At 71.0% G+C, this 23,449-nt stretch carries 21 protein-coding genes; 3 read left to right on the forward strand and 18 right to left on the reverse strand.

Translation table 11 applies throughout. The features are described from left to right. Positions 1 to 317 (reverse strand): cupin domain-containing protein (locus tag ITP53_RS38695; protein ID WP_195900434.1); only part of this gene is annotated, 317 nt, incomplete at its 3' end. Positions 318 to 399: 82 nt separating this feature from the next. On the opposite strand from ITP53_RS38695, the gene ITP53_RS38700 reads away from it, so the two are divergent. Continuing rightward, the gene (locus tag ITP53_RS38700) at positions 400 to 1,167 is read left to right on the forward strand and encodes an SDR family NAD(P)-dependent oxidoreductase (protein WP_195900435.1); all 768 of its coding nucleotides are present in this window, start codon (positions 400 to 402) and stop codon (positions 1,165 to 1,167) included. Between the two features lie 52 nt (positions 1,168 to 1,219). On the opposite strand, the gene ITP53_RS38705 is transcribed toward ITP53_RS38700, so the two are convergent. After that, positions 1,220 to 2,467 carry a glycoside hydrolase family 16 protein gene (locus ITP53_RS38705; protein ID WP_195900436.1) on the reverse strand — a complete coding sequence of 416 codons (1,248 nt, stop codon included), beginning with the start codon at positions 2,465 to 2,467 and terminating at the stop codon, positions 1,220 to 1,222. A 304-nt stretch (positions 2,468 to 2,771) separates the two neighbouring features. On the opposite strand from ITP53_RS38705, the gene ITP53_RS38710 reads away from it, so the two are divergent. Next, complete coding sequence (locus ITP53_RS38710; protein ID WP_195900437.1) at positions 2,772 to 3,011, forward strand: SAV_915 family protein; 240 nt, start codon at positions 2,772 to 2,774, stop codon at positions 3,009 to 3,011. 8 nt (positions 3,012 to 3,019) lie between these two features. Continuing rightward, a complete protein-coding gene (locus tag ITP53_RS38715) occupies positions 3,020 to 3,493 on the forward strand; it encodes a hypothetical protein (protein WP_195900438.1) in 474 nt (157 codons plus the stop codon). A 45-nt stretch (positions 3,494 to 3,538) separates the two neighbouring features. On the opposite strand, the gene ITP53_RS38720 is transcribed toward ITP53_RS38715, so the two are convergent. The 16 genes from ITP53_RS38720 to ITP53_RS38795 form a co-directional block, all read right to left on the reverse strand. After that, complete coding sequence (locus ITP53_RS38720) at positions 3,539 to 4,144, reverse strand: YdeI/OmpD-associated family protein (RefSeq protein WP_195900439.1); 606 nt, start codon at positions 4,142 to 4,144, stop codon at positions 3,539 to 3,541. Further along, positions 4,141 to 6,012: an NAD(P)-binding domain-containing protein gene (locus ITP53_RS38725; protein WP_195900440.1), complete on the reverse strand. Its 1,872-nt coding sequence runs from the start codon at positions 6,010 to 6,012 to the stop codon at positions 4,141 to 4,143. The genes ITP53_RS38720 and ITP53_RS38725 overlap by 4 nt, the downstream gene beginning before the upstream one ends. A 56-nt stretch (positions 6,013 to 6,068) precedes the next feature. Further along, positions 6,069 to 6,527 (reverse strand): SRPBCC family protein, encoded by a 459-nt coding sequence (locus ITP53_RS38730; RefSeq protein WP_195900441.1) that lies wholly within the window; start codon positions 6,525 to 6,527, stop codon positions 6,069 to 6,071. Further along, positions 6,524 to 8,110, reverse strand: a complete 1,587-nt coding sequence (locus tag ITP53_RS38735; RefSeq protein WP_328817162.1) for an aldehyde dehydrogenase family protein — start codon at positions 8,108 to 8,110, stop codon at positions 6,524 to 6,526. Before ITP53_RS38735 ends, ITP53_RS38730 begins: the two co-directional genes overlap by 4 nt. Positions 8,111 to 8,363: 253 nt before the next feature. Beyond that, positions 8,364 to 10,319 (reverse strand): anthranilate synthase family protein, encoded by a 1,956-nt coding sequence (locus ITP53_RS38740; RefSeq protein WP_195900443.1) that lies wholly within the window; start codon positions 10,317 to 10,319, stop codon positions 8,364 to 8,366. Continuing rightward, positions 10,316 to 10,963 carry an isochorismatase family protein gene (locus tag ITP53_RS38745; RefSeq protein ID WP_195900444.1) on the reverse strand — a complete coding sequence of 216 codons (648 nt, stop codon included), beginning with the start codon at positions 10,961 to 10,963 and terminating at the stop codon, positions 10,316 to 10,318. The genes ITP53_RS38740 and ITP53_RS38745 overlap by 4 nt, the downstream gene beginning before the upstream one ends. 25 nt (positions 10,964 to 10,988) lie before the next feature. After that, positions 10,989 to 11,765 (reverse strand): 2,3-dihydro-2,3-dihydroxybenzoate dehydrogenase, encoded by a 777-nt coding sequence (locus ITP53_RS38750; protein ID WP_195900445.1) that lies wholly within the window; start codon positions 11,763 to 11,765, stop codon positions 10,989 to 10,991. Continuing rightward, positions 11,762 to 13,225: an amidohydrolase family protein gene (locus ITP53_RS38755; RefSeq protein ID WP_195900446.1), complete on the reverse strand. Its 1,464-nt coding sequence runs from the start codon at positions 13,223 to 13,225 to the stop codon at positions 11,762 to 11,764. Before ITP53_RS38755 ends, ITP53_RS38750 begins: the two co-directional genes overlap by 4 nt. Continuing rightward, positions 13,222 to 13,443 carry a phosphopantetheine-binding protein gene (locus ITP53_RS38760; RefSeq protein ID WP_195900447.1) on the reverse strand — a complete coding sequence of 74 codons (222 nt, stop codon included), beginning with the start codon at positions 13,441 to 13,443 and terminating at the stop codon, positions 13,222 to 13,224. Before ITP53_RS38760 ends, ITP53_RS38755 begins: the two co-directional genes overlap by 4 nt. A 6-nt stretch (positions 13,444 to 13,449) precedes the next feature. After that, positions 13,450 to 15,084 (reverse strand): (2,3-dihydroxybenzoyl)adenylate synthase, encoded by a 1,635-nt coding sequence (locus ITP53_RS38765; RefSeq protein ID WP_195900448.1) that lies wholly within the window; start codon positions 15,082 to 15,084, stop codon positions 13,450 to 13,452. Further along, positions 15,084 to 16,127 (reverse strand): ketoacyl-ACP synthase III family protein, encoded by a 1,044-nt coding sequence (locus tag ITP53_RS38770; protein WP_195900449.1) that lies wholly within the window; start codon positions 16,125 to 16,127, stop codon positions 15,084 to 15,086. Before ITP53_RS38770 ends, ITP53_RS38765 begins: the two co-directional genes overlap by 1 nt. Continuing rightward, on the reverse strand, positions 16,124 to 17,449 hold the full coding sequence (locus tag ITP53_RS38775; RefSeq protein WP_236051619.1) for a salicylate synthase: 1,326 nt from the start codon (positions 17,447 to 17,449) through the stop codon (positions 16,124 to 16,126). Before ITP53_RS38775 ends, ITP53_RS38770 begins: the two co-directional genes overlap by 4 nt. 97 nt (positions 17,450 to 17,546) lie before the next feature. Further along, positions 17,547 to 18,719, reverse strand: a complete 1,173-nt coding sequence (locus ITP53_RS38780; protein ID WP_195900451.1) for a 3-hydroxybenzoate 6-monooxygenase — start codon at positions 18,717 to 18,719, stop codon at positions 17,547 to 17,549. A gap of 9 nt (positions 18,720 to 18,728) precedes the next feature. Beyond that, complete coding sequence (locus ITP53_RS38785) at positions 18,729 to 21,032, reverse strand: non-ribosomal peptide synthetase (protein WP_195900452.1); 2,304 nt, start codon at positions 21,030 to 21,032, stop codon at positions 18,729 to 18,731. A 27-nt stretch (positions 21,033 to 21,059) separates the two neighbouring features. Further along, the gene (locus ITP53_RS38790) at positions 21,060 to 22,151 is read right to left on the reverse strand and encodes a 3-deoxy-7-phosphoheptulonate synthase (RefSeq protein WP_195900453.1); all 1,092 of its coding nucleotides are present in this window, start codon (positions 22,149 to 22,151) and stop codon (positions 21,060 to 21,062) included. A gap of 35 nt (positions 22,152 to 22,186) precedes the next feature. After that, complete coding sequence (locus ITP53_RS38795; protein WP_195900454.1) at positions 22,187 to 23,209, reverse strand: ketoacyl-ACP synthase III family protein; 1,023 nt, start codon at positions 23,207 to 23,209, stop codon at positions 22,187 to 22,189. Between the last annotated feature and the right edge of the window lie 240 nt (positions 23,210 to 23,449).

A 23,449-nucleotide genomic window follows, 5' to 3' on the forward strand; every position in this document is an offset into this window, starting at 1 on the left:
GGACGGAAGTACCTCCCCGCCGGGGCGCCGGCGGGGAGGTACTTCCGTCCGTCCCTGATCACGAACTGAGGTGTGGTCGCCGGGTCGTCCGCGATCGTGTAGCCGCCAGGGGCGGTGATGAGGGCGATGTCACCCGCGGCGAGGCGCGTGGGAGTGGAGTCCCCGACTCTGATCGAGGCATGGCCGCCGAGCGTGGCCGCGACCGTGAGCGGCGGCGCGTCGGCGTACGTCATCCCCCACGGTGGCCGCTGGATGAGCCGTCTGACCAGGGCGTTCTGCGCGCGGGCTCGATGCAGCAGGTCGGTCAGCACGTCCACCCACTCAATGTAGACGGTCGCAAAGGTATTTTGGATGTTCTCCCATGGATCGTCTCGGCTTCGGTGCGGTTGTCTGGACGGCATGACGAAATCCATCGCAGTGTTCGGAGCCGGTCCAGGTGTCGGCCAGGCCATCGCCCGCCGATACGGAAAGGAGGGGTATGACGTCGTCCTGGTCGCACGCCGCCAGGGACCCTTGGACCTGTTCGCCCGGGATCTGTCCGCCGACGGCATCACCGCCCATGTGATCATCGCCGACCTCGAGCAGACCGGCGCCGTCCCGGCGCTCGCCGAGCGGATCCGCGCGAAGGCCGGGAACCCCACGGTCCTCTACTACGGCCCGGCACCCACGGACCTGGTGTTCGTTCCCGCCGTCGACCTCACCGCGGAACTGCTTCACGACCGCATGCCGATCACGATCTACACGCTCCTGGCCCTGGTCCGCGAGTTCCTTCCCGCCATGGTCGAGCGAGGCGACGGCGCCATCCTCAGCGCCCAGGGAGCCGCCGCCGTCCGCGGCCGGCCGCACATGAGCGGCTGGCCCACGGTCCTCGCCGCACAGCGGAACTACCTGCAGTCGCTCGCGGCCGAGGTCGCCGGCAAGGGGGTCTACGTCGGCATGCTCCACATCGGCGCCCGCATCCTGGGCACCCCTTTCGAGGCGGATTACCAGCGGCGCCGGGCTCAGGGCGAACCCGTGCCCGACATGGCCGCCGCCGACCCCGCCGCGTTGGCCGGCATCCTCTGGGACATGCACTCCGGGCGGGCTTCGCATGAAGCCGTCGTCCCCGCCGGCCTTCTGGAGGATGACACCGAGGCGATCGGGAGAGCGCGTTCCTGCTTTCCTTGAGCACTGAAGGGCTCCCCCCTGACGGGAGGAGCCCTTGGTCAAGTGCGGGGGGTCAGCTGCGGGTCCACCGCTGGTTGGCACCGCCCGTGCAGTCCCAGATCTGCAGCCGGGTGCCGTTGGCGGAACTCGCCGCGGTCGCGTCGAGGCACTTGTTGGCCTGAGGGTTCACGATCTGGCCGGTGCCGGAGTTGAACGTCCACCTTTGGGCGCCGCTGCCGTTGCAGTCGTACAGCTGCACCTTCGCGCCGTTGGCCGTGGCGCCGGAGGCGACGTCCATGCACTTGCCGAGCGCGCGCACGGATCCGTCGCCGTTCCACGTCCAGTTCTGAGCGGCGGTGCTGTTGCAGTCCCAGAGTTGCACGGCCGTGCCGTTGGCGGGGTTGGCGCCGGCCACGTCGACGCACTTGCCGCCGGCGCCGGTGATCCGGCCGCCGCCGGTCCCGCCGTCGGTGGGCGGGGCATAGACGCGGACGTAGTCGACGGTCAGGGTCTGCGGGAAGGTGGTGGAGGCGTCAGGGTAGCCGGGCCAGAGCCCGCCGACCGCCACGTTCATGATCATGAAGAACGGGTGGTCGAAGACCCATTGGTTGCCGTTGAGGCTGGCCGGTGTGCGGCGCTGGTATTCGTTGCCGTCGACGTACCAGATGATCAGGTTCGGCGACCAGTCGACGGTGAAGGTGTGGAAGCCGTCGGCGAACGCGCCGCCGATGGAGTAGGGGGCGCCGATGGCCGCGCCGCCGGAGTAACCCGGGCCGTGGATGGTGCCGTGAACGGTGCTGGGTTCGCGGCCGATGTTCTCCATGATGTCGATCTCGCCGCTGTTGGGCCAGCCGACCGACCCGAGGTCGTTGCCGAGCATCCAGAAGGCCGGCCAGATGCCCTGGCCGCGGGGCAGTCTCATGCGCGCCTCGAACCGCCCGTACGCTCGGGTGAAGGTGGCGGAGGTGAGCAGGCGGGCGGAGGTGTACTGGCAGGTGCCGTAGTGACACTGGAAGTTGGACGGATTCTCCCTGCGCGCGGTGATCACCAGGTTTCCGCCGCCGTCCATGGCGGCGTTGCGGGTGCTGTTGGTGTAGTACTGCTGCTCGTTGTTGCCCCAGCCGCTGCCGCCGATGTCGAAGCGCCATTTCGACTGGTCGACGGCGCTGCCGGCGGATCCGTTGAACTCGTCGGACCAGACCAGGGGGCCGGGGGCGGGAGCGGCGTTGGCGATGCCGGTCGTCGGGACCAGCATCGCGATGACGGTGGCGAGAGCGGCACCGATGGCGAGCAACGTTCTGGAACGGGGGGTGCGATCCATTCGGGTTTACCTCACCGGATTCACGGATGCGGATTTACCGAAACCTTCCGGCAACGTGACTCCCCTGTCAAGAGAGCGCTCTCTAGAAATGGTCGTCGAAGTTCTGCCGGACTCGTGCCGGTGGGCGAAGCCACACGCATCCCTGCACGTGCTCGACGCGACCCGCCGTTTTGGGGCCCGTGACACCTCGTCAATTTCCCGTCAGCATTTCGGGCCTGCGCGTCCAGATTGCGTAGCGATCGCCGATCCCCTCCCCGAACGGCTCTAGCGTCGGTCATGTACGCCTTTTCCAGGAGGAAAGCAGATGTCAGAGCCCCGTTTGTGCGTCCCGGTCAAGACAGGCGCGTGCTCCTTGACCCTGCGGTTGTTCCGCACGGCCACGGGCAGGCGGACGGCGGTCGCCTTCACCTCGCCGCTCAGGCTGGCCAGGGTGCTCGGCCCGCGGCAACCGTGGGTGCTGCTCACCGCACCTGCGCTACGCACCATGATCGCTGAGCTGGACGTCATCGGCATCGTCACCGACCCCGCCGGGACCATGAGCTGATCATGTGGGTGGTCCGCTCGGGTCGCGAGCTCGCGGATCGCACGGACGACTCGGGACAGCCGGAGCCAACGCCTGCCGACCGCGCGGACGACTCGGGACAGCCGGAGCCAACGCTCGCCGACCGCGCGGACGACTCGGGACAGCCGGAGCCAACGCTCGCCGAGCCCGCACCCGCGAGTGTCGCCTTGGACCAGGCGCCGCGGGTGCCGTGGCCGGGACCGGTGGTGCGCGCCACGCCGCGGGGCGGCCAAGGCGAGCCGACGCAGGAAATCGGCGAGCCAGAACCGGCGGCCACACCGGCAGGCCAAGACGCGCAGACGGGCGAGACTCGGGAGGCCAGCGACCGGCGCGCCCAGGCGGCGGCCCTGCTCGCTCAGGATCCGGCGATGACCGGTGCCGCGCTCGCCCGTGCGCTAGGCGTACACGAGACCACCGGGCGCAAATACCGCCGCGAAGCACTCAACGGCAACGGCCGCCCATAGCGCCGAAGCGGGGCGGCCGGTGCGGGCGCGGTCGAAAGAGCCATTTCAGCCAGGGCTGGTGGTACGGCTTCTGGCGGGGCCGTGCGGTGGTTCGCCGGCTTCGAGGCGTTCGACGTATCCGGCGATCCTGCGTGCCCGCGTCTCGGCCTTCTTCGCCTTCTGGAGGGTGAGCAGGATCTGGTAGCGGCTGCTCTTGCTGAGCGCGGCGAAGGCGGTCGCCGCGGCCGGTGAGGCGTCGAGCGCCGCCTGTAGCTCGGGCGGGACCTCAGCCGTGCTCGGCGGCGCGTAGGCGGCGGCCCAGCGGCCGTCGGCCTTGGCCTGCTCGACCTGTTCGAGGCCGGCCGGACGCATCCGGCCGGTGGCGATGAGCTCCTCGACCCTGGCGCAGTTGATCTTCGACCACGGGCTGCGGGCCCTGCGCGGTGAGAAGCGCTGGGCCCACCAGCCGTCAGGCACGCCGCCGGAGAAGGCCTTCCCGTCGATCCAGCCGTAACACAGGGCCACGTCGAGGGCCTCGGACCTGGTGACGGAGGCCACGCCCGTGCCCTTCTTCGGCAGGGCGAGCCAGACCTCCCCCGCGGCGCTGTGATGCGCCTCCATCCAGGCGGCGAACTCCTCGGCCGTGGCACAGCGCAGGGCGTCGTCCGTCATCGGGTCACCAGATCTTCCGCTTCGGCCGAAGGATGCCGCATGCCAGTGTAGGCCTGCTGTTCGGCGGCGGCCTTGATGCGCTCCAAGGTCTTGCGCATGCCCTCGCGCAGTTCGGCGGTGTGGCTCTCGAAACCGCCGAGCAACATCTTGGCGAAGGAGGCGGTGCGCTTGTACTGCCCTGTGCTCTGTCCTGAGACGTCCCACAGCTCGGTGAGCAGCGTGCCCCCGCTGTCGGGCGTCAGCCGGTAGCCCCAGCGCACGCCGTTGGTGGTGGTGCGGAACGCGAAGGATCTGCCGCGCTCGGCCTGCTCGACCTCGTTGCCCGTGACCCACACGACCCAGCCGCGGCGGTTGATCCCGGTGAACCGGGCCCCGACCCCGCGCTTGTCACCGCGCCAGACACAGCGGCGGCATTCGGGGCTCCACTCCCCCATCCGCGTCACGTCGCTGATGAGGTCCCACACCAGGCCGGGGTCGGCGTCGATCCAGATCGACTCCTCTTCCGGCTGGTAGCCGCCCGCCGGCGCGGCCTCCGGCGGGGCCGCCTTGGCCGCGCGCCGCGCGCCGTGCCGCCGCTCGCGGCTCAGCTCGGCCAGGTAGGGGTAGTGGTCCACCTGGACGGTGTGGCGCTTGGAGGTCACATACCGCTTGGCGAGCCGTTCCTTGTACTGGGCGATCTCGCGTCGCATCTTCTCCACCGAGGGCAGCGCGGCCTTGCCCGACAGGAGGTCGGCCACCCAGTGCGACTGAGCCTCGGACAGCACCGTGGTCGCGCCCAGGGGCTGGAAGAGGCCGATGAAGTACAGGCCGGGGCGCACGGGGTCGACGACCCGGCGGAACAGGGAGACGTCGTTGTCGGTGGGGGCGATCACGGACTCGTCCAGGAACGGGAAGCTGATCCGGTAGCCGGTGCAGTAGATGACCGCGTCGACGACCTCGCTGCTGCCGTCGATGAAATGTACGGTGTCGCCGTCGAAACGGGTGATGTTGGGCTTGACGGTGATGTCGCCGTGACCGAGCTTGGGCAGCAGTGTCTCGGAGACGGTCGGGTGGGAGTTGAACAGCTTGTGGCCCGGCTCCGGCAGGCCGAAGTCGGTGACCTTGCCGATCGTCAGGCGCAGCAGGCCCGCCATGACCCACCGCTGCATCTCGCGCGGCAGCACCGTGGTCAGGAAGGGGCTGATGAGGTCGTCGCTGGGCTTGCCGAACATGAACTTGGGAAAGACGTAGCCCCCGCGGCGCATGGCCAGGAACGTCCGCTCCGAGACCGCGGAGGTTTCCACCGCGATGTCCGACGCCGAGTTGCCGAAGCCGAGCACGAGCACCCGCTTGCCCGCGTACTCCTCGGGGACCCGGTAGTGGTGCGAGTGGGTCTGGGCACCCGTGAAGGTGTCCGCGCCGGGGAAGGCGGGTTCGGGGAAGCGGGGGTCCGTGTGGTGGCCGTTGGCCACCAGCACCGACTGGTAGTGGCGGATGGTCTCGAGGCCGGTGTCGCGGTCGCGCGCGGTCACGTTCCAGCCCCCGCCTTCGGCCGGCCCCACGTGGGTGACCTCGGTACGGAAGACGATCGAGTCGCGGAAGCCGAAGTGGTCGACGAAGTCGTCGAAGTACTGTGCCATCTGCTGGTGGTCGGGATAAGCGGGATAGTCCTCCGGCATGGGGTAACAGCGATATTCCGTCAGGCGCCGGGAGGTGTTGATGTGCAGCGACCGGTAGGCCGAGGAGCGGCCGTTGTCGTTGAGATAGCGCCAGTTGCCGCCGACCTGCGAGCCGGCCTCGTAACAGTCGAAGGCGATGCCGCGCTCGTGCAGAACCTGGCAGGCGGCGAGCCCTGCCGAGCCGGCTCCGATGATGCAGATCTGCTTCATGATTCCTCCTTCTTCCTTGTGCTCGGTTGCCGATGTCGGCGGGGCGCGCCGCCCTTTCAGGCGGGCGAGGGTGTCGCCGGCAGGTCCCGCAGGAGGTGGCCGCCTGCCGTGACGCGCGCCGGGCCCGCGACGGCGGACATGATCTGGTGTGCGGTGCGGATCAGCACGCGCCCGGCGGCCGAGTCGATGGCGCCCGCGAGGTGGGGGACGCTCGTGCCGTAGCTCACCTCGTACCCGGCCTCGCGGCCGGTGGCCGTCCAGGCTCCCTTGAGGTGCTGGAAGTCCCCGCCGACCTGCTCGAATTCGATGCGGTACGGCTCCGCCCTCCGGCTGCGCTGCACCCATGTCGCCGTGCCGCCGCGGAAGGCGAGCACCCACTCTCGAAGCCCGTCGCCGACGTCGGAGACCGAGACGAGGTCGGCGGCGTACGCGGGGAACGCCAGTTCGTCGCCGAGCCGCTCGATCAGGTCGGCGGCGGGCATCGCGACCGTGGCCTTCAGAACGCGCGTGGTCATGGTCGGTACTCCTCGTCCGCCTGGCGGATGACGCTGACGGCCTGCAGGCGTGTGGTGCGCAGCATGGGGTGGCTCGCCTCGCCGAAGGCGCCGCCGGTGAGTCCGTTGCCGCCCTGGTTGGGCAGGAAGGGCAGGAAGCCGCTGTGCGAGTCGTTGATCTTCAGGTTGCCGCCGTGGACGGCGCCGTCCAGGAACCGCTGGATCGTCGCGGGACCGGTCGACCAGAAGGAGTTGCGCAGGCCGTACGCGTTGCTGTTGACGAAGCCGAGCACCTCCTCCATCAGGACGTCGTCGCCCGTGCCCGCGTCGGGCACGATGATCGGCAGCAGCGGGAAGAACGTCTCGTCGCGGACCACCGACAGCGACCTGGCGCCGTGGAGCCCGTCGACGCGGACGATGCTGGGCTCGACGAAGAACCCGGTGTCCGACGGTGATCCGTCCACTTCGAGGCGGCGGCCTCCGTGAACGAGCGTCGCGCCCTTGGCCAGCGCCTCGCCCAGGCAGCCGAAGAACCAGTCGACCCCGAGGACCGGGGTGAGCACCACGCCGGGCTCGTCGGGAAATCCGGGCTGGATCTCCTTGGTGGCCACGATCAGCCGCTCGATGAGCTCGTCCGCGACGGCCGGATGGGCGACCACCTGGTTGGGAACGTTGCAGATCTGGCCGGAGTTGAGGAAGAACTGGGTGACGCTCTCCACCGCGGCGTCCAGATCCGCGTCGCGCCACACCACGCAGCAGTCGTTGCCGGCCAGCTCAAGGATCGGCTTCTTGCCCGCCGCGATGCACGCGCCCTCGAACTCCAGGCCCTTCTTGCTGCCGCCGAAGTAGATGACGTCGTCGACGTGCTCGCTGGCCAGCCAGGCGTCCAGCATGGGCGGCCCGCAGAGGGCGTTGAACGTGCCGGGCGGCGCCCCCGCCTCCTCGAGCACCGGGGCCACGACCTCACGCATCGCGTACATGCAGCTGAGCGCGACGCCGCGCGGGGCGCGTACCACGACGGAATTGCCGGCGAGGAGGGCGGTGAGGCCGTTCAGCGCGTTGACGGTCGCGGCGTTCTGGGGCGGGTTGATGCAGACCACCCCGTCGGGGACACGGCGCAGGATCATCTCCCGCGTGCCGTCCTGCCGGCGGAACTCGAACTGCCCGGCGCACCATTCGAGCGTCTCCCTGCTCCAACTCGTGTACGGGAGACCGCCGATCATGCCTTCGGCCGCCGAGCGCGGCGTGCCCTCGGCGACGAGGATCTCGACGATGGGGTCGAGGTGCTCAAGGAGCCGCGCGGCGATGCGCCGCCCGATCTCGATCCGGTCGGCGAGCGGGACGCGGCGCCATGCGGGGGCGGCGCGCGCGGCCGATTCGAGTGCCATGGCGGCCATGGCCTCATCGGCGACGACGCACGCTCCCACGAGGCGCTCTCCCGCCGCGGCGGGAGAGACGACTCCCCGATCGAGGTCCTGTTTGAGTCTCAGGCTGGGAAAGGTGTCCTCGACAATGGCTCGGGCGGTGATTGTGTGAACGAGTCGCGCGTGGTCGCCGGTAACGTCCCGGCCGCAAATGTAGGCGGGATAAGTGCCGAACTTCACGTTACCTCCTTCGCTCAATCCGACTAAGGCTGACGTGTGCTCAAGCTATGCCGCCGATACGCCCGGAACAACGGGGTACGTCATTAAGGATGCTTATTCATCGAGCCATCACGACTATTTATCGGTTCGCGAACAACCGCTGATCGGAATTCCATTTCCGGCGTTCCGCGGCGCGCGTAGCCTCGTCACGCACAAAGAGTGCGCGACGTACGGCGGCGGCCCCGCGCTCCACCGCCGCGGGGCCGCCGGCCGGTCACTCGCCCGGGCACGGGCGAGTGACCGGGCACGGGCGCCGGCGTTCACTCAGCAGGTCGCCGAGCACCTCGCCGAGGATGCGCACTCCGTTGTGCGTCAGCACCGACACGGGGTGGAACTGCACCGAGGCGAAGCCGGGGCCGCGCAGCGCGTGGACCTCACCGGTGTCCACCTCCCTCGACACCTCGACCATGCCCTCGCGGGCCCGGCACGGGAACCGGTCGGCCGGGCTACGGGCCGCGAAGGTGTTGTAGAAGCCCACGAGCTCCGTTCGGCCCATGAAGCCGATCTTCCGCTGCACCCCCTGGTTGAGTGACGGGGTGCGGACTATGTCCAGGCCGAGCAGCGTGCTGAGGATCTGATGGCCCAGGCACACGGACAGGAACGGCACGCCGAGCCGCAGCAACCGCCGCGTCACCTCGCGGATGCGGGCGATCTTCGGGTGCCGGTGGTCTCCAGGGTCTCCAGGTCCAGGACCCACGATGACGACGTCGTATCCGTCGAGGGGGTAGTCGTCGTCGTAGCGTCGTACGGTGACGTCGCAGCCCAGGGCCTCCAGCATGTGCCTGGCCATCGCGGTGAAGGTGTCCTCGGCGTCTATCACGAGCACGGTCCTGCCCGCCAGTTCCGGCATCCGGCACGTCCTGCGTTCCGGGTCCTCGAACCAGAACGCGCCGAGCGGGGCGTTGCGTTCCGCGAGGATGCGCCGTACCTCGGGATGGGTGTTGAGATCGGGCGGCGGCTCGCAGCCGGGATCGGGGGACCCGGAGGTCGCCTGGACGCCGCGCAGGGCGTCGATCAGGCCGGCCGCCTTCACCCGGGTCTCGGCCGCTTCCGACTCCGTGGCGGAGTCCCGCACCAGTGTCGCCCCGACGGCGATCCGCATCCGGCCCGCCGCGTCGATGTCGGCGGTGCGGATGAGGATCGCGGAGTCCATGGCGCGCTCCCCCGCCTCGTCGCGGCCGAGCAGCGCCACCACGCCCGCGTAGTACCCCCTCCCCTCCGGCTCGAAGCGGCTGATCACCCGGCAGGCGCTCTCCAGCGGGCCGCCGGTGACCGTGGGCGCGAACATGGTCTCGCGCAGGATCTCCCTGACGTCGAGCGTGCTGCGCCCTTCGATGAGGTATTCCGTGTGCGCCAGGCGCGCCATCTGCTTGAGGTACGGGCCCAGCACGCGCCCGCCCCGCTCGCACACCCGGCCCATCATCTTCAGCTCCTCGTCGAGCACCATGTAGAGCTCGTTCGCCTCCTTGCCGTCGGACAGGAACGACAGCAGCCCGCACAGCTCGGGACCCGCCGCGCCGTAGCGGTAGGTGCCGCTGATCGGGTTCATCACGACGGTGCCCCGGTCAAGGCTGATGTGCCGCTCAGGCGAGGCGCCGACGAAGGTGCGCGTGCCGGTGTGGATCAGGAACGTCCAGTGGCAGCCTGGGTCACGGCCGAGCAGCCGGCGGAAGAAGGCCAGCGCCGTGCGGGCCGACCAGTTCGCGATCTCGGCGAAGAACGTCCGCTTGATGACGAAGTTGGCGCCCGTGCCCTGGCCGATCTCCTCGGAGAGGACCCGGCGGACCGTGGCCGCGTACTGCTCGTCATCGGCGTCGAACTCCCCCTCGCCCAGCTCGATCGGCCCGTCGGGGAGGCGGTCCATGACCTCGTCCAGGCCGAGCTCGGCCTGTGCCGTCACGGTCATCGCGAGCAGCGGCGCGCCGTCGTCGGGGCAGGCGAACCCGCGCTCCCTGATCTGCCGGTACGGCAGGATCGCCAGCACCTCGTGCCGCCCGCCGCCGGACGACGACAGGGGGATGTCGGCCACGGTGCCGACCTCGGCCATGTCGCCGACCAGCAGGTCGACCCGGTCGAGACGGCCGGCGCCCGGCCGGTGCAGCAGGGCGAACGGGGGCGCGTCGGGGCCTAGCACCCTGTCCAGCGCGTGCGCCCCCGCGCGCCCGGTCACCGCTCTCCTCCGTCCATCATGGCCAGCGCGGACCGGGTGGACACGGTCACCGAGCACCTTGTGGCGGCGTACACCAGGGCGAGCTTGTGATGCTCCCACGAGAAGTCCGCCACCGCGTCGGCCACCAGGAAGGTCTGGATGTCATGCGAGAAGCCCTCGTGCGCGGTCATCAGGATTCCGACGTGGGCGTACACTCCGCAGATCACCAGCTGGTCGCGTCCGCCTGCGCGCATCAGCTCCAGCAGACCGGTCCTGCAGAACGCGCTGGGCCGCCATTTGGTGAGCACGACGTCCGAGTCCGCGGGCGCCAGCTCGCCGACGATCATCCGATGCTCCGGGTCCTTGGACATTCCGGCCCCCCAGAAGTCCTTCAGCAGGCCGCGCTGTTCGTCGCTCATGCCACCGGGCTGGGCCGTGTAGACCACGGGCGCGCCGCGGCGGGCGAAGTCGGCCCGCAAGGTGGCGACGTTCCGTACCAGGTCGGTGAGCGGGGCCTGCTCGTGACGGAACGGCTGGAGGAAGTAGTTCTGCATGTCGTGGACGAGCAGCACCGCCCGGTCCGGGTCGATGGTCCACGGGGCGATGTTCTGCGGCAGCTCGGCCTCGACCGGCATGCTGTAGGTCTCTATGACGGGGATCGCCATGATCTCTCCTTTCTCAGGTACGTTGTCAGCGGCCGAGGGCGGCGCCGCCGTCGACGGTCAGGTCGTGCAGGGTGATGTGCGCGGCCCGCGGCGAGAGCAGGAACAGCACGGCGTCGGCGACGTCCTCGGGCTCTGCCAGCCGGCCCAGCGGGATGCCGAGCCGGAACTGCTCGGGCGCTCCGTCGAGGGAGGCCCGCAGCGCGTCGCCGCCGCCCTCGCTCCACAGCGAGGTCAGCATCGGGGTGTTGGTTGAGCCGGGCGCGACCACGTTGCACCTGATGCCGAACTTGGCGACCTCCAGGCCCAGGCACCTGGTGAACCCGGCCGCCGCCGCCTTCGAGGCCGCGTAGGCGGCCATGTTCCAGCGCGGGGTGGTCGCGGCGTTGGAGGCCACCGTGACGATGGCTCCCGTCCTGCGGGGGATCATGCGGCGGGCCACCGCCCGGCTGACGTGGAACACGCCGGTGGCGTTGACGGCGAACGTCTGGTTCCAGTCGTCGTCGGTGAGCGCGATCGCGGCACCGGTGCGCAGCACGCCCGCGGCGTTCACCAGGTAGCTGATGGGACCCAGCTCGTGCTCGGCCGCCTCGACCACCGCGTCGACGGCGACGCTGGACGACACGTCCACGGGATAGCCGCGGACGACGTGTCCCTCTTCCACGAGCCCCTTGACGACCACGGCGAGAGCCTGCGCGTTGGCGTCCAGCGCGGCCACGGCCACGCCCTCGGCGACGAGGGCACGGACCACGGCCTCGCCGATGCCCCCCGCGGCCCCCGTGACCAGGCCTGTCTTGTTTCTCATCGGTCAGCCTCCTTCCTTGTGACTGCGGTCGCCAGATCTGGGTCGATGCCGAGGCAGCGCACCGAGTAGGAGGCGAGGGCCTCCAGATAGCCGGACTCCAGCCGCGCCTCGTCCACTTCGGTGGCCCGGCCGCCCTCGACCAGGACCCGGCCCGCCACGATGACGGTGTCCACGTCCATCGAGCCGCCGAGGGCGAGGAAGCTCTCCAGTGGGCGCGGGTTGAGCAGGTAGCGCCAGTCGTCGGCGGGGATGAGCACCAGGTCGGCCGCCTTGCCCACCTCGACGCTGCCGATCTCGTCGTCCCAGTCCAGGCCGCGGGCGGCCACGCGGGTGGCCATCGCCAGCGCCTGGGTCGGTGGCAGCTCGGTCGGGTCGGCGTACATCTCGTTGTAGACCTGCCAGGCGCTCTTCATCGCCTCGGCCATCCCGCCCACGGGCATCGCCGCGCCGTCGGTGGACAGCGACACGTCCAGTCCGGCCCGGCGCAGCTCGGGGATGACGCGGGTCTCGGTGAGGGTGGACTCGCCGGCGGCGCCGTACTTGGCGGGCGAGTGGCTGATGTGGGCGCCGGCCTCGACGAGCAGCTTGCGCTCCGTCTCGTCGGCGAAGGCGCAGTGGACCGCCATGAACCGGCCGGACAGCAGGCCGAGATCGGCGAACCGGCGAACCGGTGTGGCGCCGTAACAGGCCCGCATCGCCTCGGGCTCGTTGCGCAGGGCACCGACGTGGGCCGCGAACGGCACGTCGTACCTGGCGATCAGGTCGGCGAAGCCGGCTCCGAGCTCGTCGGTCATGTTGGTGCCGTACACGGCGGTCGGCCGGGCCCGCAGCAGCCCGCCGCCGTCCGCGGCGACCCCGCGCAGCACCTCCTCCATGCGCCGCAGCACCGTGTCGGCGTCGCGGGTCCTGCGGAAGCGGCCCTCTCCCGGCACGCAGACGGCGTCGCTCGCCCAGGTGCTGATGACGCACCGCATCCCGAGGTCGCGGGCGGCGGCGGCCAGGGCCTCCGGGCGGTTGACCGAGCCGACGTCGCCCAGTGTGGTCACGCCGGTGCGGAGCTGGGTCCACATCGAGTAGCGGGCGATGGCCGCGGCCTCGTCGGGCGGCAGCTGGTCGATCTTGTCGTGGAAGGAGTCGAAGACAGCGGAGATCTGCCCGATGTCGCCGCCCAGCGCCATGAACGCGGGCCGGTCGTCGCGATCGGCGGGCGGGCGCAGCGCGCCCTTGAACGCCAGCCGCATCGCGAACATCTCGTGCCAGTGGGCGTTGACGAAGCCCGGCAGGATCATCTTGCCGCGGGCGTCGATCACCCGGGCGGTCCCCGGCGGGGACACGACCTCGGCGGTGGGGCCTGCGGCCACGATCCGGCCGTCCTCGACCAGCACCGAGCCGTCGGGGATGACGCTCGCCGCCGGGTCGGCCGGGTAGAGGCAGCCTCCCTTGATCAGCAGCGTGCTCATCGGACGGCCTCTCTCAGGTGTCTCTCCCACGCGTCGAGGGTCGGCTCCGCGGCCAGCTCACCGAAGTCCAGCATGATGCCCTGCCTGCGCAGCTTCGTGACGAGCCGCATCATCTCCAGCGAGCCGACACCGAGGTAGACGAGGTTGGCGTCGCCGGGGATCTCCTCGGGCGCCGCGCCGATGAGGCCGGCGACGTTCTCGCGCAGCGTGCTTTCCATGATCGGTCACCCTTCCTTGGCCCAGTCCCTGGGCGCGGTACGGTCTCCGGCCGCGGCGGCCAGGACCTTCTTGTCGACCTTGCCGAGCGGCGTCAGGGGGAACGCCTCGACGAACTCCACGCGGTCGGGCAGCTTGAACTCGGCCAGCCCGCGCTCGTGCAGCGTCCGCTTCAGCTCGGGCAGCCCCGGCTGCTCGCCCGGGGCGACGAGGAAGGCGTAGATCCGCTCCCCGAGGAAGTCGTCGGGCACCGGGACCACGGCCGCCCTGGCGATCCGCGGGTGGGTGAGCAGGTGTCCTTCCACCTCGCCGGCCGAGATCTTGTCGCCGCCGCGGATGATGACGTCCTTCAACCGCCCCTCGATGACCAGGCGGCCCTCTGGGGTCAGCCGCGCCACGTCGCCGGTGCGGTAGAAGCCGTCGGAGGTGAAGGCCCGCCGATTGTGCTCCTGTGCCCGGTAGTAGCCACGCAGCGTGTACGGACCCCGGGTGAACAGCTCACCCGCCACCCCGGGAGGCACGTCGTGGCCGTGCTCGTCCACGATGCGCACCTCGTCTGCCGGCGAGATCGGCCGCCCCTGCGTCTCCAGCACCGACGCGGGATCGTCGTCAGCACGGCTCATGGACAGCAGCCCCTCGGCCATCCCGAAGACCTGCTGCAGGCGGCAGCCGAGTCCTGGCTCGATCCGCGCGGCCAGCTCCGGCTGGAGCCGGGCGCCGCCGATCTGGATCATCCGCAGGCTGGACAGGCCGGCGGGCTCCCACTCCATCGCCTCCAGCCACAGCTGGGCGACGGTGGGGACGACCGAGGTGATCGTGACCCGTTCCCGCTCGATCGCGGCGAAGCAGTCGTCCGGGGCCGGGTCATCGGCGAGTACGACCCGCCCGCCCGAGGCGAGTGTGCCGACGACGCCCGGGCAGCCCCACGTGAAGTTGAACTCCACGGGTAACGCGGCCAGGTAGACGTCGGCCGAGGTGAGCCCGCAGAGCTCGGCCACCGTCCTGACCTGGTAGGCGTAGTCGTCGTGGGTCCTCGGGATCAGCTTGGGCAGCGCGGTGGTGCCGCCGGAGAGCAGGAAGAACGCGACATCCGACGGGTCCACCGGAGGCAGCCCGGCCGGTTCCGCGTCCACCTCGGCGAGCGGGGTCACCGCCGCGTCACCGGGGGCGTCCAGCGCGAAGGCCCGGCGCAACGTCGGCACCTCGTCCAGCATGCGCAGGGCGAGCGCCACATGGTCGAACCCCCGGTGCGTGCCAGGCACGACGTACGCCGCCGCGCCGGACAACTCGCACAGATGCCTGATCTCGCTGGCCCGGTGCGAGGCCAGCGAGAACACCGGCTCGGCCCCCATCCGGAACAACGCGAAGGCCACGATGACGAACTCGGGGACGTTGGGCAGCTGTAAGACGACCCGCTCGCCGGGTCTGACGCCATGCCGCAGGAAACCGGCGGCCATCCGGTCGACGCGCGCGTCGAGGTCGCGGTAGGAGATCCGGCGCTCCCCGTGGACCAGGGCGGTGGCGGATCCGTACCGGCGGGCCCAGTCTCTCAGCAGGTCGCCCAGGGCCTCCCCGCGCCACAGGCCGTCACGTCGGTACCGGGCCGCGGTCTCCTCGGGCCACGGTGTGCACCCCTGCAACATCACTCCTCCTCATCCGGCGCGTACGGTGTGGTGATCTCGATGACGGCGCAGCCAGCCTCCATGCCGGGGGCGCTGCCGACGAGCAACACCTGCTCGCCCGCCGCCAGGGCGCCGCCGGTCCACAGGTGCTCGAGCTGGATGAACAGGTCGCCGGCGCCGGCGTGGCCGACCGTGCGGGTGAACTCCCACATGCTCCGGTCCAGGTCGATGCCGAGCGGGTCGAGGAACATGGCGCCGAGCGCGCCGCGGGCGAAACCGGTGTGGCAGACCTTGACGATCTTCTCCATCGACGTTCCCGCCTCGGCCAGCGTCCGCTCCGCCACCTCGGCGACGCAGTCACCGAAGTTGCCCATCGGGGGCGCGATGCCCTGGGCCCACAGCCGCCGCCAGTGGTCGCTGCGCTCCTCGAAGTTCAGCCCGCGGCCGACGGTGACGCCCGGCGGGAAGAGCTCCTCGCCGCCGCGGTGCAGCTCTTCCATGGAGGGGTCGGAGACCGAGCCGGCGGCCAGCACCCGGGCGAAGCCGCCGCGCCTGGACACGACCGTGGCGGCGGCGCCGTCGGCGAGCAGGAACATCCGCGAGGCCCGCCACCGGTCCACCAGCGGCGTGGAGAAGTTGTCCGCGGCGGTGAGCAGCACGGCGTCCTTTCCACGGTCGGCGATCAGCCGGTGGGCCGCCATCTCCAGCCCGGCGATCATGCCGAGGCAGCCCTGCCGGATCTCGATCGCGGTGATCGGCTGCTCCAGGGTCGCCCGCAGCACGTAGTGCGGTGCGGACCAGCCGTCCGGGCCCTGGTGGAAGCTGTCGCTGTGGAGCAGCGCGCCGAAGTCGTCCGCGGCGTGCCCGGCGCGGGCGAGCGCGACCCTGGCGGCCCTGGCGGCCATCTCGGGTGCGGGCAGCTCGCCCGCGACCATCACGGCGGCCATGCCGGAGGCGTCCCGGTCGGCCGGGTCGTACCAGGACTTCTCGACCGCGTGCTCCGTGCTCACGGTGGGCGGCAGGTACGTGCCGATCCCGGCGAGGAAGACGTCGTCGAATCTCATCGCGCGCTCCTGGCGGGGACCAGGTAGCGCGCCACGCTCTCGAGCTTCTCGCAGGTCTCCTCGTACTCGCGGTCGGGCGTGGACTGACCGACGATGCCGGCGCCGGCGCGCAGCCAGGTCCGGCCCGCGACGCGATAGGCGCTGCGCAGCACGAGCGCCGCGTCCATCTCGCCGTTGTGGTCCACGGTGAGCACCGCCCCGCTGTAGAGCCCGCGAGGCTCGCTCTCGTGCCGCCGGATCGCGGTGTACGCCGCGTCCTTAGGCACCCCGGAGGCGGTGACCGCGGGGAAGACCGCGCCGAACGCGTCCCAGGCGCCGTAGCCGGGAGCCAGCCGGCCCGCGACGCGGGAGGCCAGGTGCTGGACGCTGCCGCGCTCGCGGATCGCCATGAACTCGGGGACCTCGACGGAGCCCGGCACGCACACGTCCACCAGCTCGTCCGTGCCGACCTTGACGGAGATCGCGTGCTCGTACACCTCCTTGGCCGAGCCCAGCAGGTCCGCCCTGAGCCGCTCGTTCATGATCAGGTCGTTGGTGAGGGCGCGGGTGCCGGCCAGCGGCTGGCTGACCACCGTGCCGTCGGCGGACACCTTGACCACGATCTCGGGGCTGAACCCGCACGCCTCGATGCCGCCCAGGTTGAGCAGGAACGAGCGGGCGGGGTTGTTGCCCTTGCGGCCGGCCACGTACGTGCCGACCAGGTCGACCTCCTCGTCGACCTGGACGACACGGGACAGGATGACCTTGTGCAGTTCGCCCGCGTTGATCTCGCCGACCGCGTTCTCGACGATCGACCGGTACGCCACCTCGCCCGTGCCGCGGACGTCCAGCGGCTTCGGCTGCGCGACCGGCGCGGGGGCCGCCCCGGCGACCACGTCGAGCAACGCGGTCAGCGTCTCCTGGTCGACCGCCCGCAGGTGGGCGCGCCCGTGGGCGATGCGCACCTCGGCGGCCGGCACCGTCAGGTGGAGCAGCCGGCCGTCACCGACGTGGTCGAGGCCGTCCTTGGCGTAGGACAGCTCGAACGCGGCCCAGCCGTAGGCCCGCCAGGCCGGCACGGTCACGGTGTCGAGCAGTTTCGTCACCTGCCACAGCGGGCGTCCGTCCCAGGGCATGAACACCTCGCCGGCGTCCTCCTGGCGCAGCCGTGCCCCGTCGCGGTCCAGCGTCAGCTCGGCGCGGCAGCCGCTCGCGTAGAACCAGGTGCCGCCGCTCTCGTACACGACGTAGTCGGAGTACGGGCCGTCGCTCGCGAGCCGGGCCGCGACCACGGTGGGGTCGTCGGACAGTGGTACCCGCGTCTCGAAGTAGTGCCTGTTCATCGAAGCCATCTCCCCTCTCGGGTTACTATCTAAAGTCTTATGCCGGTAACAGCAAGGTCGCAATGGACCGGCGATTAGCGTTGCTTCTCGGGGTGGGTCAGCCGATCGAGGCGCCGTGCAGCCAGGCCACCTTGTCGTAGAGCTCGTCCGCGGTGAGCGCGGCCAGCATGGCGTTCCTGGCGCGGGCCGCCTCGCCCGCAGGGTGGTAGAGGCGCGTGCCCATCTCGCGGGCCACGAGCTGGGTCCTGGCCGTACGCTCGCGACGCCCGGCGTTGTACTTCTCCAGCCGCTGCGGGATGTCGTCGGCGGAGCAGTCGAGCATCCCGCCGAGCACCACGGCGTCCTCCAGGGCCATGCAGGCGCCCTGGGCCGCGTACTGCAGCATCGGATGAGCCGCGTCGCCGAGCAGCGCCACGCGCCCGTCGGTCCACCGGCGGACCGGGTCGCGGTCGCACAGCACCCAGCTCCGCCACTGCTCGCCCAGGTCGAGCAGCCGGCGCGCGGTCTCACTCAGGCTCGGGAACCGGCCGAGCACGTGGGACTTGCCGACCGGCCTGCCGACCACCTCTTCCCGGGCGTCGTCGTCCCTGGTCGCGGCCAGGTTGAGCTGCGTGCCGCCACCGATCGGATAGTGCACGAAGTGCCATTTCGGCCCGGCCCAGAGTGTCACGGTGTTCCAGCGCAGGTCCTCGGGCACCCGCTCCATGGGGATGACCGAGCGGTAGATGGTGTGCCCGGAGATCCGGGGCCGACCGTCCGCGAGGAGCTGCGCGCGCACGGCGGACCGGATGCCGTCGGCGCCGATGAGCGCCGCTCCGGTGAACCGCTCCCCCGCCAGCGTGAACGCGCTCACCCGTCCCTGGTCCTGCCGGTACCTGGTGACCGCCCGGCCGCCGAGCAGCTCGACGCCGGGGGCGGCGCGGCAGGCGTCCAGCAGCGGCTGGTACAGGTCGCCGCGGGCCACCACCACGTACGGGTTGCCGAACCTGGACCGGTACGCGCGGGTCAGCGGCATCGCGGCCACCTGTTCCCCGCTCGTGCCGTCCATGAAGCGCAGCTCGTCGATGTGCACGGCCCTGGCGCGGACCCGGTCTCCGACGCCCAGCCGGTCGAGCGCGTGGAAGGCGTTCGGGGCGAGCTGGATGCCCGCGCCCAGCTCGGCGAACCGGTCCGTCCGCTCAAGCACGGTCACCCGGTGTCCGCTGCGCGCGATGGCCAGGGCGGCGGCCAGGCCTCCGATGCCGCCGCCCGCGACGATGATGTCCGCCATCTCCGCTCCTCAGACCCGCATCGCGTCGATGGCGGCGGCCATCTGCTCGATGCTGGCGTGGTCGAACAGCTCGTCGAGCTCCATCTCGACCTCGAACGCGGCGCAGATCCTGGTGGCCAGCCTGGCCGCGCCGATGGAGTCCCCGCCCAGCTCGAAGAAGTTGTCGAGGACCCCGATGCCCTCCAGGTCGAGCAGCTCCGCCCAGATCCCGCTCAGCGTCCGCTCGACCGGGGTGCGGGGCTCCTGGTAGGGGGTGTCGACGTCCGGCCTGGACTTGGGCGGCTCAGGCAACGCGCCGCGATCGATCTTGCCGTTGGTCGTGGTCGGGAACGTCCCGACCACGTACGCCGCCGGCACCATGAAGGCGGGCAGCCGGCGGCCCAGCTCGCGGCGGATCTGCCTGACGGCGGGCTCGGCGCCCGACTCCGGCTCCACGTACGCCACCAGCCGCGTCTCCCCCTGGGCGTCCTTCTTGGCCAGCACGGCGGCCTGGCGGACGCCGGGAAAGTCGGCCAGGACCACCTCGATCTCGCCGAGGTGCACCCGGTTGCCCCGCACCTTGACCTGGCCATCGGTCCTGCCGACGATCTCGATGCTGCCGTCGGCCCAGTAGCGGGCCAGGTCGCCCGATCGGTAGAGCAGCGGGTGACGTTCCCGGTCGATCGGGTTGGGGATCCACTTCTCCGCGGTGGCCTCCGGCCGGTTCAGGTACCCGGCCGACAGGCTGTCGCCCGTCACGCACAGCTCGCCGATCACACCGGGCGGCACCGGCTTCATGTCGTCGCCGAGCACGTACGTCTTGACGTTGGGGGTGGGCCGGCCGATCGGCGGCGTCCTGCGGGCGCGCTCCTCCGGGCCGAGGCTCTGGCCGAGCTCGGTCAGGTCGCACATCGCCACCACGGTCGCCTCGGCGGAGCCGTACAGGTTGAGCACGTGGAACGGCAGGTCGGCGGAGGGCCAGGACTGGACGCGCTCACCGCAGATCCTGATGTTGGACAGCGCGGTCCCCGCCGGCCACTCCAGCGTCCACAGCCGTTCCGCCATGGCCTTCATCAGCAGCGTGTGGGTGATCCCGTTGGCGACGAACCAGTCGCGCAGCCACTCGGGTGAGGTCACGACCGACGGCTCGGGGATGTGCACGGGCGCCCCGGCGGACAGTACCGAGAAGCACTCGACCTCGACCATGCCGTAGCCGGGCGCGGCCAGCCACGTCCCCCGGGACTCGCTCGTCATGCCGCAGAGCGTGCGCATGCTGTAGACGAGGTTGCGGCACGCGCCGTGGCGGACCATGACGGCCTTGGGCGCGCCCGTCGAACCCGAGGTGTAGCAGATGTGGATGAGGTCGTCGGCCCGCACCGGCTCGCTGACCGGGTCGGCGGGCTCGGCGCGCCAGTCGCTGCCGTCGAGGGTGAGCACCGGGCAGCCGCCGGACACCTTGTCCTCATGGGCGCGCATCGTCAGCGTCACCACGGCGGCCGCGTCGTCGATCATGTAACGGATGCGGTCGGCGGGGAAGTCGGGGTCGAGCAGGATGGCCGCGGCGGCCAGCTTGAAGCAGGCGAGCTGGGCGATCAGGCTCTCGGGGCCGCGCGGGAAGCAGACGCCGACCGCCGACCGCGGCCGCACCCCCATCCGCGACATGCGGCGGGCGAGCTGGTTGGCGCGCTCGTCGAGCTCGCGGAAGGTGAGCCGGCCGCCCGGCCACGCCACCGCGATCCGGTCGGGGGTGCTCGCGGCGATGCCGGCGATGACCTCGTGGAAGAAGGCGGGCGGCACGGGCTCGTCCGTCTGGTTCCAGTCGGCTAAGACGCGCCCGGTCTCCTCGGCGTCGAGCAGCGCGATGTCGCGCACCGCGGTCATCGGGTCGGCCGTGATCGTGGCGATGACCCGGGTGAGGTGGGTGGCGTACTGGGCGCACGCCTCCTCGTCGAACTCGGCCCGTGACATCACCAGCTCCAAGCCGTGCTCGCGGGCCAGCAGGGTCAGCGGGGCGAGCAGCGCGTCCGGGGCGGCGGCGACGGACGCGTGGCAGGACTGCCCGGTGTACGGCTCGGGCACGGCGGCGGCGACGGACGCCATCAGGTCCCAGGCGGGGCTGTCGGCCGTCACGCGTACCCGGATCACGCCGGTCGCGCAGCCGATGGTCAAGTCGCTCTCAGCGGTGTAGCGGTGGATCAGGGCGGCGAGCGCCGCCACGGCGTACCGGTCAGGCTGCCGCGCGGCCCCGTCGGGCATGGCGACCGGGTGCCGGTGCACGGGCCAGGAGCGGTCGCCGCCTACGGGGTGGGCGAGGGGCAGGGCGGTCATGTCCATGGAAGTCTCTCCTTGAGTCGGTGGGAGTCAGCCCGCGAGCAGCGGGACCTCGGCGAGTCGCCGCCTGGCGGTGACGGCCTGCGCGAGGTCCTCGATCATCTGGATGGTCCGGCCCCAGCCGACGCAGGCGTCGGTGACGCTCTGGCCGAAGGTGAGGTCGTCGGTGCGGCCCAGGACCAGGTCCTGGCGGCCGGCGGCGAGGAAGCTCTCGATCATCACGCCGGCGATGCCGCGCTCGCCCTGCGCGAGCCGTCCGGCGATCTCGCCGACGACGACCGGCTGCCGCTCGTGGTCCTTGCCGCTGTTGCCGTGGCTGGCATCGATGAACAGGCTGCGCCGCAGCCCCGCCGAGCCGAGCTGGTCGAGGGCCCTGGCCACGTCGGCCGGGCCGTGGTTCGGTCCCTTCGCGCCGCCGCGCAGGACGATGTGGCCGTCGGGGTTCCCCGTGGTGGCCACGATCGCGGCGATGCCGTCGTCGTCGACGGCCGGGAACACGTGCCCGCCGGCGGCGGCCACGATGGCGTCGATCGCGTGCTCCACATCGCCGGCGGTCCCGTTCTTCAACCCGACGGGCATGTCCAGTCCGCTGGTCAGCTGCCGGTGGATCTGGCTCTCGACGGTACGGGCGCCGATGGCTGCCCAGGAGACCAGGTCGGACAGGTACGCAGGGACGACCGGGTCCAGGAACTCGCAGGCGATCGGCAGCCCACGGCCGGCGATCTCCGCCATCAGGCCCCGCGCAAGCCGCAGCCCGCCGGCGAGGTCGTGCGTGCCGTCGAGCCCGGGGTCGCTGACGAGGCCCTTCCAGCCGAGCCGGGTGCGTGGTTTCTCCACGTAGACGCGCATCACGATCAGCAGCTCGCCCGACACCTCTCTGGCGAGCTCGGACAGCCGCTCGGCGTAGGTCAGCGCGGCCGCGGGGTCGTGGATGGAGCAGGGGCCGACGACCACGACGAGGCGGTCGTCGTTGCCCTTGAGCGACTGGACGATGTCCCGGCGGGCGCCGAGGACGAGGTCCTGGGCGCCGCGCGACAGCGGGATCTCCGCCCGCAGCCTCGCGGGAGACGGGAGCGGCTCCACCACCTGGATACGGGGGTTGACGGCCCGGAGAGTGCGCATGTGCTGTTCCTTCCGTGTGAAAAGTCGTGAGCAGGTCAGACGCCGTCGGCCGCGAGCACCGCCGCGGAGAACGTGAATCCCATCCCGGTGCCGAGCAGGAGGACCCGGGAGCCCGGCTGGAGCAGCCCTTCCTTCAGCAGGTAGCTCAGCCCGTAGAGCTGGTCGGCGGGGCCCAGGTGACCGATCGTCAGCCCGAGGCCCGCGAGGGTGTTCTGGGGGATCTCCGCCAGGGGGCGGACGAAGCTGTCGCGGTAGAGTGCCCGCCCGACGAAGGGGGCGGCGTACCAGTCGATGCCGGACATCGCGACCCCGGCCTCGTCCAGCGCCCGGGTGACGACGCCGCGCACGCCGGCTGCGGACCTGGCGCGGACCTCGCGCAGTGACACCTCGCCGCCGGCCAGGAACTCCCTGGTGCGTTTGCGCATGTCCGGCTGGATCTGGGGGACCGTGCCGAACGGCTGGTCGCCGCGTGACAGCCCTTCGAGCGAGGTGTCGGTCTCGGACACCAGGGACACAAGACGGAGCCTGCCTCCGCCCCTGCTGACCACCGCCGCGGCGCCGCCGTCGCCGAAGACCATGCCAGGGGAGAGGTACCAGCGGTCGGTGGGCGGGGCGAACCGGTCGGCGATCGTGATGAGCGCGTTGGGCAGCTCGGGCCGGGCGGCCAGCGCGTTCGCGGCGATCTCCAGGCTGGCGAGGGAGCCGTTCGAGGCCGCCCCGACGGCCACGGGCATGCTCTGGAGCCGGGTGCCGATCAGTTCCCTGCCGATCCAGCAGGCCGCCGGCCACATGTCCAGGCCCTGGAAGTGGCTGTGGCTGTGCAGGTAGTAGGTGTCCTGGCCGATCTCGACGCCGCACTCTGCGGCCTCCTTGATCGCCTGCCGACCGGCGGTCACGGCCATCTCGGGAGGCGCGGCGGCCGACTGTGAGACCGAGACCACACCCGTGCTCTCGGCCACCTCCGCCGCGTACGAGCCCTCCTCGACGGCCCTCTCGACCGGCACCAGGTCCCCGACCGTGCCCCCCGTCCCAGCAATCCAGACATCCTCGAAACGCATATCCGAAGTCCCTTCAGCTAGTTACTATCTAAAACATTAAGAAGGTAACCAACTCAGGACAATAACCTGCTCATTAGCAGTACTTCTCAACCAGCAAAGTCAATACGCCGGTAACCCCCCAGTAAACCAAAAGGGCCCGTCCACAAGGACGGGCCCTCTTGGTTGGAAGGGGCGCCGCAGGCGCCCCTTCCACCGGAAAGAAAGCCTCTTCGACGCTTTTGGGGGATCGCGGGGGCGTGC

It is taken from the genome of Nonomuraea cypriaca (assembly GCF_015645445.1).
Taxonomy (GTDB): domain Bacteria; phylum Actinomycetota; class Actinomycetes; order Streptosporangiales; family Streptosporangiaceae; genus Nonomuraea; species Nonomuraea cypriaca.